Consider the following 12,333-nt stretch of genomic DNA (forward strand, 5'->3'; position numbering starts at 1 on the left):
CCGGGCTACTTCTCGCGTCCGGCCGGTCACGTTAGGTTGCGCTGGTGATGGCCTTGTTCGCCGGCGGGGTGGGCGCCGGGCTGCTCGCGGGCTCCGTGTCGTGCACGGCCGTCCAGGGTGGGCTGATCGCGGGGGTCGACCGCATCTGGGCCTTCCTGGCCGGGCGGGCCCTCGTCCATGTCGTGCTGGGCGCGCTGCTGGGTCTCGTCGGCGGGGTGCTGGTGCTCGCGCCGCAGGTCAGAGCGCTTGTGCTGGTCGTCGCGGGGCTGGGTGTGGTGGTGGCGGGAATCGTGCTGCTGCGCCGCCCGATGGCGTGCCGGCCGCTGACGGGCAGCCCGTTCGCCCGGGGGGCGGCGACGGTTCTGGTGCCCTGCGGGGTGACGCTGAGCACCGAGCTCGTGGCGGTCTCCAGCGGGTCGGCGTTCGCGGGGGCGGCGCTGATGGGCGGGTTCGTGCTGGGGTCGTCTCCGGCGTTCGCCCTGGTGGGGATCATCTTGAAGCGGCTGGCCCGGTGGGCCGGGGTGCTGGTGATCGCCGCCGGGCTTTTCACCGTCTTCTCCGGCGTACGGCTCGGCGGCTGGCTGCCCGACAGCCCCGCCGTCGCCGCCTCGGCGGGGAACGTGGTCTGGGCGACGCCCGACGGGTTCCGGCCGGCGGCGATCTCGGCTCCGGCCCATCGGGAGATCGTCGTGGTCTTCCGCACCGAGCACAACCGGAGCTGCACCACCACGGTCGCGATCGACGGCAGAGACGTCGCGCTGCCGGAGACCGGGCAGGTGACCATAAGGCTGGGCGCGCGGGGGCCGGGGACGGTCCGATACTCGTGCGGCATGGGCATGTTCTCGGGATTCATCAGCATCCGCTGAAGTAAGAAACTGGCAATCACCCTCCGTGACCAGACTGTTACATGCAACTCTGTCCGGCATGACAATGTGGCCTGAGGTGTCGGCCAGGACCGCGCAGGTCCCGCCGCCCCGCCCCGCCGCCGACGGCGAGGGCGACGACCTGCACGCCGCCGCTCAGGCGGGGGACGCCCGCGCGGCCCACCTGCTCGGGCGGCTCTACGCCCAGCGTGGCGACCGCTCGGCGGCCCGCCACTGGTGGGAGCGGGCGGCCGGGGCCGGCAACGTCGACAGCGCCTTCAACCTCGGCAAGTGGCACGAGAAGCACGGCTCGCTCGACGAGGCCCTGCGCTGGTACGAACTGGCCGCCGGCACCGGCGACGCCGAGGCCGCCGCCAACCTGGCCACGTTGCTGCTGGAGCAGAAGGGCGACGCCCCGGCCGCCTTCCACTGGTACGAGACCGCCGCCACCGCCGGGTCGCGGCGGGCGTCCCGGCGGCTGGCGCTGCTCTGCGAGGACGCCGGAGAACTGACCCGGGCCCGCGACTGGCACCGCAGGGCCGCCCTCGACGGCGACCTGACCAGCGCCCACGACCTGGGCTTCCTCGGCTACTCCGGCGGCGAGGAGGGCGACGCGCGGCACTGGTGGGAGTTCGCGGCCCGGGGCGGGCACGCCGAGGCCGCCTACCACCTGGGGCTGCTGCTGCACGCCCTGCGCGACCCCGAGGGCGCCGAGGTGCTCTACCGGCTGGCTTCCCGGCACGACCACCCGGGGGCCGCCTCCCAACTGGGCAATCTCGCGCTGGCCAGAAGAGATCTGCGCACCGCGCGGGCCTGGTTCGAGCGCGCCGCCGGGACGGGCCGGGTCGACGACCAGCGGATGGCCGGGTTCGTCTGCGTCGAGCTCGACGACGCGCGGGCCGCCTCCCACTGGTTCGGGCGCGCGGCGGCGAGCGGCGACGCCGAGGCGGCGTACAACTTCGGGTTGTTGCTGATCGCCGAGCACGCCGACATGAGCGGCGGCGAGCACTGGTTGCGGCAGGCGGCGGCGCAGGGCCACTACCGGGCGGCGCTGGAGCTGGCCACCCTGCTGACGGCCACCGACCGGGCCATGGAGGCCGAACGGTGGAGCGCCCTGCCGAAGACGCCGGGCTGGGACCGGCCGGCCGAGCCCGAACTGGCCGCGCGGGCCGAACTGGCCGTCGCGGCGGCCGGACGGCGCGGCGAGACCACCCTCGACGTGGCCGAGCTGAGCGAGATCCTCGGCACCTGGGACATGGTCACCCGGCGCCTGCGCGACCCGATCGACCCGATCACGTGGCTGGCCGACAAGAGCGGCCTGCACATCGGCGCGGTCGAGCACCTCGCGGCGGTGCGGGCCACCCTGCTGCGCCCCGGGACCGCCCCCTGGCCCACCCCCACCGAAGTGGAGCGGGTCCTGGAGACGGCCCGTGACCTGCGAAAACGCCTGGGCCTGAGTTAGGCCGCGAGGACCTCGCCGACGGGGGTGTAGGGGAGCTGGTGCGCCACCGCGACCGGCTCGTTGGTGACAAGACCCTGGTGGGTGTTGAGCCCGAGCGCGAGCCCGGCGTCGCCCGCCAGCGCCTTCTTCCAGCCCTGGTCGGCCAGCTTGACCGCGTAGGGCAGGGTGGCGTTGGTGAGGGCGTAGGTGGAGGTGTTGGCCACCGAGCCCGGCATGTTCGCCACGCAGTAGAAGATCGAGTTGTGGACCGTGAAGGTCGGCTCGGCGTGCGTGGTCGGACGGGAGTCCTCGAAGCAGCCGCCCTGGTCGATGGCGATGTCGACGAGCACCGAACCCGGCTTCATGCGGGCCACCAGCGCGTTCGACACCAGCTGGGGGGCCTTGGCGCCCGGGATCAGCACGGCGCCGATCACCAGGTCGGCCTCCAGGCACGCCTTCTCGATGGCGTACGACGTCGACACCAGGGTCTTGAGGCGGCCCTGGTAGATCGCGTCGATGAAGCGCAGCCGGTCGATGTTGACGTCGAGGATGGTCACCTCGGCGCCCATGCCGACCGCGATCTGCGCGGCGTGCAGACCGGAGACGCCGCCGCCGATGACGACGACCTTCGCCGGGGCCACGCCGGGCACGCCGCCGGGAAGAACCCCGCGACCGCCGTTGAAGCGCATCAGGTTGTACGCCCCCACCTGCGGCGCCAGCCGCCCGGCCACCTCCGACATCGGCGCCAGCAGCGGCAGCGCGCCGCCGACCTGGACCGTCTCGTAGGCGATGGCCGTGGTGCGGCTCTCCAGAAGCGCGTCGGTGCACGGCCGGGAGGCGGCCAGGTGGAGGTAGGTGAAGAGCACCTGGCCCTCGCGGAGCCGGTGGTACTCCTCGGCGATCGGCTCCTTGACCTTCAGGACCATCTCCGACTCGGCCCACACCTCGTCGGCCGAGTCGACGATCTTCGCGCCGGCCGCCAGGTACTCCTCGTCGGGGATGTGCGAGCCGAGGCCCGCGCCGCGCTGGACGTGGACGTCATGGCCGTGACGCACCAGCTCATGGACGCCCGCGGGGGTCGCCGCGACACGATATTCGTGGTTCTTGACCTCGGCGGGCACGCCGATCTTCATCTTCGGGGTTCCTTTCTCAGAGCAGAGCCCAGGCTTCGGTGAGGACTCCGCGAAGGATGGATTCGATTTCGTCGAACTCCTTCTGGCCGCAGATGAGCGGCGGGGCGAGCTGGACCACGGGGTCGCCGCGGTCGTCCGCCCGGCAGTACAGGCCTGCCTCGAACAGCGCCTTGGAGAGGAAGCCCCGGATCAGGCGCTCCGACTCGTCGGCGGTGAAGGTCTCCTTGGTGTTCTTGTCTTTCACGAGCTCGACGCCCCAGAAGAACCCGCTGCCCCGCACATCTCCGACGATGGGCAGGTCGTAGAGCCTCTCCAGGGTGGCGCGGAACGCGCCCTCGTTGCGGGTCACGTGACCCAGCAGGTCTTCGCGCTCGAACAAATCGAGGTTCGCCAGCGCCACGGCCGCCGACACGGGGTGTCCGCCGAACGTGTAGCCGTGGGCGAACATCTCGGTCCCCGACTTGAACGGCTCGAAGAGCCGGTCGGAGCAGATCATCGCTCCAAGTGGAGAATACCCGCTGGTCAGACCCTTCGCGGACGTGATGATGTCCGGTACGTAGTCAAATTTTTCCCCGGCGAACATGGTGCCGAGCCGTCCGTAGGCGCAGATGACCTCGTCCGAGACGAGCAGAACGTCGTACTCGTCGCAGATCTCGCGCAGTCGCTTGAAGTAGCCGGGCGGGGGCGGGAAGCAGCCGCCGGCGTTCTGGACCGGCTCGACGAAGACGGCGGCCACCGTGTCGGGGCCCTCCATCTCGATCGCGCGGGCGACCCGCTCGGCGGCCCAGATGCCGTACTGCTCGGGGGTCATGCCGGGGACGCCGGTGATCTCGTCGGCGCGGTAGTGGTTGGTGTTCGGCACCCGGACCGAGCCCGGCACCAGCGGCTCGAACATCTGCTTGAACAGGGGGATGCCGGTGATCGACAGGGCGCCCTGCGGGGTGCCGTGGTAGGCGATCTGGCGGCTGATGACCTTGTGCTTCAGGGGGCGGCCGGTCAGCTTGAAGTACTGCTTGGCCAGCTTCCAGGCGGTCTCGACGGCCTCGCCGCCGCCTGTGGTGAAGAACACCCGGTTCAGGTCGCCGGGCGTGTGCTCGACCAGCCGGGCGGCGAGCTCCACCGCCTTGGGGTGGGCGTACGACCAGAGCGGGAAGAAGGCCAGTTCCTGCGCCTGCTTGGCGGCCGCCTCGGCGAGTTCACTGCGGCCGTGGCCCGCCTGCACCACGAAGAGGCCGGCGAGGCCGTCGAGGTAGCGCTTTCCGTTGACGTCGTAGATGTAGGCGCCCTCACCCCGCACGATCATGGGGACCTCGGCGTGTTCGTAGGCGCCGTGGCGGGTGAAGTGCATCCAGAGGTTGTCGTGAGCCGCTCTCTGCAGGTCTTCGGGGTGCGTCATCTGTACTTCCCTTGGTGTCTGAGCTCCGCTGTCAGTGTGCATTGAGCCGCAGACATCTGCCAAGGGAAAACGTGGTTGCAAATTGAAACGGCTTCGGATTCCTCGACTTCTACGTGTAACAGCGACGAAATTCGTCGGTCGCCTGAACCCTGTCCGGTTTATGGTTCGATGGGGCGCATGACTCCTGGTGACATCGAAGACGCCGTCGCCGCCGCCATGCCACGCGCGGTGGAGGACCTCAAGGCGCTGGTCTCTATCCCGTCCGTCGCCTTCCCCGGGCATCCCGAGGAGGAGGTGCACCGCGCCGCCGCGGCCGTGGAGTCGCTGCTGCGCGACGCCGGTCTGCCGACCGTGCGGCAGATCCCGGTCGAGGGCAGCTTCCCCGCCGTCTACGCCGAGGCCCCGGCGCCTCCCGGCGCTCCCACCGTGCTCCTGTACGCCCATTACGACGTCCAGCCGCCCGGTGACCCCGCCCTGTGGGACACCCCGGCCTTCGAGCCCACCGAGATCGACGGCGCCGTGTACGGCCGGGGCGCCGCCGACGACAAGTCCGGCATCATCACCCACCTCGCCGCGCTGCGTGCCTTCGACGGCCGCTTCCCCGTGGGCGTGCGGGTAATCATCGAGGGCCAGGAGGAGTACGCCGGCGAGCGCCTGGAGCGGTTCGTCGAGGAGAACCCCGAGCTGGTCCGCGCCGACGCGATCATCGTGGCCGACTGCGGCAACCCCGCCGTCGGCGACCCGGCCGTGACCACCTCGCTGCGCGGCATGGCCGCCGTGACCGTCGAGGTGCGCACCCTCCGCGACGCCCTGCACAGCGGCGCCTTCGGCGGCCCGGCCCCCGACGCGCTGGCGGCGCTGATGCGCATGCTGGTCGCCCTCCACGACGACAACGGCGACGTGCGCGTGCCGGGGCTGGAGAAGGGCGTCTTCGACGGCGACGCGGGCACCGACGAGGAGTTCCGCGCGGGCGCCGGGGTGCTCGACGGGGTCTCCCTGGTCGGCAGCGGCTCGATCGCCGACCGCATCTGGGGCTCCTACGCGATCACCGTGACCGGGCTCGACGTGCCGACGGTCTCGGGTGCGGTCAACGCCATCCAGGCGGTCGCGCGGGCCCGGGTGACCATCCGCGTCCCCGCCCAGAACGACCCGAAGACGGCCCTGTCCGACGTGACCGCGTTCCTGGAGGCGCAGACGCCGTGGGGCGCGCACGTCACGTTCTCCGACATCTCGGTCGGCTCGGGCTTCCAGGCCCCGGCGGGCGGCCCGGCCCGTGCGGCCCTCGACCGCGCGATGACCAGGGCGTTCGGCCGGGAGCCGCGCGACGTCGGCCAGGGCGGCGGCATCCCGCTGGTGGCCACCCTCCAGCGGCAGTTCCCCGAGGCCGAGCTGCTCCTGTTCGGCGCCGAGGACGAGGCGGCCCGCATCCACGCCCCCAACGAGCGCGTCGACATCGAGGAGCTCCGCCGCGTGGCCACCACCGAGGCGCTGTTCCTGCTGGAGTACGGCGCGTCGTAAAGAACTTTGGCGGGCCGCCGTTCGTCGGCATATATACCGACACATCCGTGGGAGGCCCGCCTTGCGCCGACGATCCCGCCGGTTCTCTGGGGCAGATTCGCAGCGCGAGCCACGGTCGGCCTCCCGCCGTCCGCGGCTCGCTTCGGCCCTTCTGGTCGCCGCCATCGTGGCGGGCGCGATCGTCGTGGTGGTGCGGACGGTGCACGCCGATCCCGAGTGCACCCCGTCCAAGGCCGGGTTGCGGATCGCGGCCTCCAGCGAGAAGGCCGAGCTGTTACGCCAGATGGCGGCCGGCTACTCCCGCAAGGGCTGCGGGACGGTGACCGTGACGACGATGGCGTCCGGGGCGGCCCTCGACGCGCTGGCCGACGGGTGGACCCGCGCCGACGGGCCGCCGCCCGACGTGTGGAGCCCGGCGGCGTCCGGGTGGCTGACGCTGCTGCGGCAACGGAGCCGCTCGGCGCCGATCCCGGCCGAGGCCCCCTCGATCGTGAAGACGCCGCTGGTCATCGCGATGCCCGAGCCGATGGCCACCGCGCTCGGGTGGCCCGAGAAGGCCCTCGGGTGGGCCGACGTGCTGGACCTGGCCTCCTCCGAGCAGGGGTGGGCGCGGCACGGGCACCCCGAGTGGGGGCCCTTCCGGCTCGGCAAGACGCATCCGGGCTTCTCCACCTCGGGGCTGAACGCGACCATCGGGGCGTACGTCGCGGCGACCAGGGTGTCGGGCGACCTGACCACCCGCGACGTCGCCTCGCCGAAGGTGCGGCGGTTCGTCCAGGGGGTGGAGCGGTCGATCGTCCACTACGGCGACACCACGCTCACGTTCCTGTCCAACCTCCAACGGGCCGACGACGCGGGGGCGGCGATGTCCTACATCTCCGCGGTCACCGTCGAGGAGAAGTCGGTCTGGGACTACAACGAGGGCAACCCGACGGGTGACCCGGCGACGCGGGGGCAGCACGACCGGCCCGACGTACCGCTCGTCGCCATCCATCCCAAAGAGGGCACGCTCTTGTCCGACAACCCCTACGCCGTGCTGAAATGGGCCTCCCCCGCCAAGCGGAAGGTGGCGGCCGACTTCCTGGCCTACCTGCGCGCGCCCGCGCAGCAGCGGCGTTTCGCCGAACACGGCTTCCGCGCCCTCGACGACCCCCTGCCGGTGAAGATCCTCCAGGTCCCGGCGCCGAAGGTGCTCGACGCCGTGCTGGCGAGCTGGGCCGAACTGCGCAAGCCGGCCAACGTGCTGATGGTCATGGACGTGTCGGGGTCGATGGAGGCCGCCGCCTCCCGTACGGGCAGATCGAAGCTCGCCCTGGCGCAGTCGGCGGCCAGACGGGCCGTCGGCGACTTCGGGCCCCGCGACCGGGTCGGGTTGTGGTCGTTCTCGACCAAGTGGACGGAACTCGTGCCGATGGCCACCGGCAACCGCGACGACCTGCGGGCCGAGATCGACCGGCTGCGCCCCCAGGGGGCCACCGGTCTCCATGAGACGGCGCTGGCGGCGTACCGGCACGTACAGGACCAGGCTCGAAGTGACACCATCGACGCCGTGGTGCTCCTCACCGACGGCCGCGACGAGGTCCAACAGACGATCACCCTCGACCACCTCCTGAAGGGCCTGCGCGGGCCCCAGCCGGTGCGGGTCTTCACCATCGCCTACGGCGCCGACGCCGACCTCGGCACCCTGAAGACCATCTCCGAGACGACCAGGGCGGCCTCCTACGACTCCCGCGACCCCGGCGTCATCGACCGGATCTTCACGGAGGTGATCGCCAATTTCTAGGTTCGCCAACCCGTGGGCGCTGCTGCCGGGCGCGGTCGCGGGCCTCGCCTGCCTGGCGCTGCGCCTGCCCGTCGCGGCGGCCATCGCCGCGGCGCTGGCAGGCTGGCTGATCTCCGCCTTCCTGTCCACGCCCGAGCCCGCCGAACCCCCCGGCCCTCCGCCGGTCACCGGCGGCAGCCCGGAGGACCACGCCGTGGCCCGCGCCGAACGCGCCGCGGCCACTTTTGCCGAACTGACCGAGTCGATGCGCGGCCGCCTGCTGGTCGGCCCGGTCGCCTCGATGCGCCCCCAGGTCGACGACACGGTCGCGACCCTGCGGCGGCTGGCCGCCCACACGTCGGTCACGACGGCCGCCCTCGGCCGCCTCGACCCCGCCTTCCTGCGCCAGGAACGCCTGCGCCTGACCCACGCCCGCGAGTCGGCCCGCCCGGAGATCGCGGCCGAACTCGACCGCGCGATCTCGGCCCTGACCGCCCAGGAGGAGGTCCACGCCCGCCTGTCGGCGACCAGGGAACGCCTGCTGGTCCGGCTGGAGTCGACGGTCATCGTCCTGGAGGGCCTGGTGGCCCGGGTCGTCGAACTGTCGGCCCTGGACGCGACCAGCGGCGCCGACACCCCGACGGCCCTCGACCACCTGACGGCCGACCTGGAACTCACCCGCCAGAGCCTCCACGAACTGGACCGGGAAACCCGCGACGACCTCGACTGATCCGGCCTGCGGCCGGATATTTCGGGACATCGACAACGGCGCCGATCGAACGCGACCGCCCACATTCACTCCGGCGCGGCCGAAATTTCGGGACATCCGCAAGGCCGCCGACCGAAGCGCCGCCGCTCACGCCCCACGCCGGCCTGCGGCCGGAAATTTCGGCTTATGCGGTCCCGTGTTCCAGGAGGGCCGTCAGCTCCGCCGGGCCCGCGTTGCCGCCGGACGCGACGATCGCGACCTTCTTGCCCGCGAAGTCGTCGCGCCGCGACAACACCCCCGCCAGGGCCGCCGCGCCCGCGCCCTCGGTCAACGTGTGGGCGTGGGTGAGCATGAGGCGCTGCGCGGCGCGGATCTCCTCGTCGGTCACCAGCAGGAAGTCGGTCAGCAGGTCACGCATGACCTGCTGCGGGAGCGCGTAGGCCGAGCCGGTCGCCAGGCCGTCCACCCGCGTCTTCATCGGGCGCAGGACCAGTTCGCCGAGCCGCCACGCGTCGTGCGCCGCGGGGGCGGCGGCCGACTGGACACCGATCACCTGGCAGCCGGGAGCGAGCGCCCGCGCCACCAGGCAGGCCGCCGCCGCGCCGGTTCCGCTGCCGACCGGGACGACGATCGCGTCGAGGTCCGGCCGCTGGAGGAGGATCTCCAGGTAGAGGGTGCCCACCCCGGCGATGATCTCCGGCTCGTCGGCCGGGCTGATCAGGCGGCGGCCCAGCCGGTCGGCCTCTGCGCGGGCCACGTCCGCCGCCTCGACCATGGTCGCTCCCCCGATGACGACCGTCGCGCCGAGCGCCTCGACGGCGGCGACCTTGGACGGGTTCGGGTTCTCCGGCATCACGATCGCGCACGGCGCCCCGGACAACCGCGCGGCATAGGCGATCGACTGCGCGTGGTTGCCGGTCGAGTAGGCCACCACGCCCCGCGACCGGTCGGGCAGGGCGGCCAGCAGGGTGATCCCGCCGCGCACCTTGAAGGCCCCGATCGGCTGGGTGTTCTCGTGCTTCACCCACAACTCGGCCCCGGCGACCCCGTTGAGGACGGGGTAGCTCCACATCGGCGTCGGGGGGAGGTGCCGGGCGAGCAGGGAGGCGGCCTGGAGGATGTCACGCATGTCGGTCATGCCGACCAGCCTGAACCCACCTGCATCGATAGGTCCAATAGGGAAATATCGCGAAATCCATAGACGGTATCGATGTATTCCCGCCATATACCGGCATGGGTAGCATCGATGAGGTGCTCGACCCCGTCCGCCTGAGGGTACTCGTCGCCGTCGCCCGCACCGGCTCGCTGACCGCGGCCGCCAAGGAACTCCACTACGCCCAGCCCTCCGTCAGCCACCACCTGGCCCGGCTGGAGGCCGAGACCGGCGCCAAGCTGCTGCAACGCGTCGGCCGAGGGGTCCGGCTGACCGACGCCGGACAGTTGCTCGCCGAACGCGCCGCCGAGATCCTTGGGCGGCTCGACTCCGCCGCCGCCGAACTGGAGGCGCTCACCCAGCTCAGGGCCGGCCGGGTCAGGCTCGCCGCCTTCCCCTCCGCGCTGGGGACCTTCGTGCCCGAGGCCGGGGTCCGGCTCGCGGAGGCGTACCCGGGCGTGGAGCTGCACATCACCGAGGCCGAGCCGCCCGAGGCGCTGGCGATGATCAGGGCCGGCGAGGCCGACGTCGCGGTGGTCTTCGGGTACGGACCGGGCGAGGACCCCGACGTCCGCACCCGCCACCTGTTCGACGACCCCGGCCACCTGGTCTACCTCGACGGGCCCACGCTCACGGACCACCGCGACGGCCAGTGGATCGCCGGATGCGAACGTTGCCGCCGCCACCTGCTCGACGTGTGCGCCAAAGAGGGGTTCACCCCGAACATCACGTTCACCACCGACGACTACGTGGCCGTCCAGGCGATGGTCGCGGCCGGGCTCGGCGCGGCGCTGCTGCCGTCGCTGGCCCTGCGCGCCCACCGCGACCCGAGGGTCAGGACCACCGAACTGCCCGGCTCGGTCAGGCACGTCTACGCCGCCACCTACGGAGCCCCGCCCGACCCCCCGGCCACCCAGGCGCTGCTGGAGGCGCTGGCAAAACCCTTGGCGTGATCAGCGGGTTCGTCCCTATCCTCGCGGCATGCCCGATCTGCCGACGCTCGCCGTCTTCTCCGTCGCCACCCTGGCGCTGCTGCTCGTGCCCGGCCCCGCCGTGGTCTACATCGTCACCCGCAGCGTCGCCCAGGGCCGCGCCGCCGGGATGGTGTCGGTGCTCGGCGTGCACGCCGGGTCGCTCGTCCACATCGCCGCCGCCGCGCTGGGCATCAGCGCGATCCTGGCCGCCTCGGCGACGGCCTTCACCATCGTCAAGTACGCCGGCGCCGCCTACCTCGTCTACCTGGGCGTCCGCAAGCTCATGGACCGGACGTCGGCCGCCGAGGCCGTGGTGACCGAAACGCCGAAGGCCCGCCTGTTCGGCGAGGGCTTCGTGGTGAACGTCCTCAACCCGAAGACGGCCATCTTCTTCCTGGCCTTCCTGCCGCAGTTCGCCGACCCGCACGCCGGCCCGCTGGCCCCGCAGATCGTGCTGCTCGGCATGATCTGGGTCGTGCTCGGCATGGCCAGCGACGGAACCTACGCCCTGGCCGCCTCAGCGCTGGCCGGACGTCTGAAGCGGTCGGCGGCGGCCCGGCGGCGGCTCGACGTCGGCAGCGGCGTCGTCTACATCGCTCTGGGCGGGGTGGCCGCGTTCACCGGCGAACCGGGCAAGTAGCCGGTTCTGTCGGTGCCGTCCGGCACGATGGCGGCATGATTCACGCGGGCATCACCATCTCCCTCGACGGTTTCGTCGCCGGCCCGAACTGGGGCCCCGGCCGTGGTCTCGGCGACGGCGGCGAACGCCTCCACTACTGGGTGTTCGGCGGGCCGTGGAGCTACGAGAACCCGTCGTCCGGCCACGACCTCCATCCGGTCGACGCCCAGGTCATCGCCGAGATGAACCAGGCGGGCGCCGCCATCGTCGGGCGCGGCATGTTCGACGCGGCCGGCCAGTGGGGCGGCGAGAACCCGTTCGCCAGCCCGATCTTCGTGCTCACCAACCGCGTCACCGACGACCTGCCGACCGCCTTCACCTACGTCACCGGCGCCGAGGAGGCGCTGCGACAGGCGAGGGAGACGGCGGGCGACCGCCCGATCGGCATCGGCGGCGGCGCCGACGTCATCAGGCAGTATCTCCGGATGGGCGTGGTCGACCGGCTCTCGATCACCATCGCCCCGGTGGTCCTGGGCGGCGGCACCGCCCTGTTCGACGGCACCTTCCAGGCCGACCTCGACCTGGTCGACTGCCGAACCTCACCCCTGGCCACCCACCTGACCTACGACATCAGACGCTGACCTCGGGCTCAGCGGCCAGCCGAACCATCAGCCGACCGTCGGCGCGAATTCCGGCCCCGAGCCAAACCGCTCGCGGACCATTGGCGATCAGCCGGGGTCTGCTCATGGGAACCGGTCGCGGACT

At 72.0% G+C, this 12,333-nt stretch carries 11 protein-coding genes; 8 read left to right on the forward strand and 3 right to left on the reverse strand.

The window, feature by feature from the left end; genetic code table 11:
- The first annotated feature begins 47 nt into the window (after window positions 1-47).
- Both QSK34_RS31635 and QSK34_RS31640 read left to right on the forward strand, forming a co-directional pair.
- Window positions 48-866: a sulfite exporter TauE/SafE family protein gene (locus QSK34_RS31635; protein ID WP_285589793.1), complete on the forward strand. Its 819-nt coding sequence runs from the start codon at window positions 48-50 to the stop codon at window positions 864-866.
- Window positions 867-924: 58 nt separating this feature from the next.
- A complete protein-coding gene (locus tag QSK34_RS31640; protein ID WP_285589516.1) occupies window positions 925-2,325 on the forward strand; it encodes a tetratricopeptide repeat protein in 1,401 nt (466 codons plus the stop codon).
- Here the strand turns inward: QSK34_RS31640 and ald are convergent.
- Together ald and QSK34_RS31650 are read right to left on the reverse strand one after the other, a co-directional pair.
- On the reverse strand, window positions 2,322-3,437 hold the full coding sequence (gene ald / locus QSK34_RS31645) for an alanine dehydrogenase (RefSeq protein WP_030451184.1): 1,116 nt from the start codon (window positions 3,435-3,437) through the stop codon (window positions 2,322-2,324). The genes QSK34_RS31640 and ald overlap by 4 nt on opposite strands.
- Before the next feature lie 16 nt (window positions 3,438-3,453).
- A complete protein-coding gene (locus QSK34_RS31650) occupies window positions 3,454-4,833 on the reverse strand; it encodes an aspartate aminotransferase family protein (RefSeq protein WP_030451185.1) in 1,380 nt (459 codons plus the stop codon).
- 177 nt (window positions 4,834-5,010) lie between these two features.
- Here QSK34_RS31650 and QSK34_RS31655 point away from each other — a divergent pair, with 177 nt between their 5' ends.
- The 3 genes from QSK34_RS31655 (at window position 5,011) to QSK34_RS31665 (ending at window position 8,843) form a co-directional block, all read left to right on the forward strand.
- A complete protein-coding gene (locus QSK34_RS31655; RefSeq protein WP_285589522.1) occupies window positions 5,011-6,351 on the forward strand; it encodes a M20/M25/M40 family metallo-hydrolase in 1,341 nt (446 codons plus the stop codon).
- A gap of 61 nt (window positions 6,352-6,412) precedes the next feature.
- Complete coding sequence (locus QSK34_RS31660) at window positions 6,413-8,134, forward strand: substrate-binding and VWA domain-containing protein (protein WP_285589523.1); 1,722 nt, start codon at window positions 6,413-6,415, stop codon at window positions 8,132-8,134.
- Between the two features lie 193 nt (window positions 8,135-8,327).
- Complete coding sequence (locus tag QSK34_RS31665; RefSeq protein WP_285589525.1) at window positions 8,328-8,843, forward strand: hypothetical protein; 516 nt, start codon at window positions 8,328-8,330, stop codon at window positions 8,841-8,843.
- A gap of 163 nt (window positions 8,844-9,006) precedes the next feature.
- Here QSK34_RS31665 and QSK34_RS31670 read toward each other — a convergent pair whose 3' ends face one another.
- Window positions 9,007-9,960 carry a threonine ammonia-lyase gene (locus QSK34_RS31670; protein ID WP_285589527.1) on the reverse strand — a complete coding sequence of 318 codons (954 nt, stop codon included), beginning with the start codon at window positions 9,958-9,960 and terminating at the stop codon, window positions 9,007-9,009.
- 113 nt (window positions 9,961-10,073) lie between these two features.
- On the opposite strand from QSK34_RS31670, the gene QSK34_RS31675 reads away from it, so the two are divergent.
- From QSK34_RS31675 to QSK34_RS31685, 3 genes are read left to right on the forward strand one after another with little or no spacing between them, the layout of a single operon-like run.
- Complete coding sequence (locus QSK34_RS31675) at window positions 10,074-10,928, forward strand: LysR family transcriptional regulator (RefSeq protein WP_502875556.1); 855 nt, start codon at window positions 10,074-10,076, stop codon at window positions 10,926-10,928.
- 28 nt (window positions 10,929-10,956) lie between these two features.
- On the forward strand, window positions 10,957-11,589 hold the full coding sequence (locus QSK34_RS31680) for a LysE family translocator (RefSeq protein WP_161481533.1): 633 nt from the start codon (window positions 10,957-10,959) through the stop codon (window positions 11,587-11,589).
- Window positions 11,590-11,624: 35 nt separating this feature from the next.
- Window positions 11,625-12,209: a dihydrofolate reductase family protein gene (locus QSK34_RS31685; protein ID WP_285589530.1), complete on the forward strand. Its 585-nt coding sequence runs from the start codon at window positions 11,625-11,627 to the stop codon at window positions 12,207-12,209.
- Window positions 12,210-12,333 lie beyond the last annotated feature (124 nt).

This window comes from Herbidospora sp. NBRC 101105 (assembly GCF_030269205.1).
GTDB lineage: Bacteria > Actinomycetota > Actinomycetes > Streptosporangiales > Streptosporangiaceae > Herbidospora > Herbidospora solisilvae.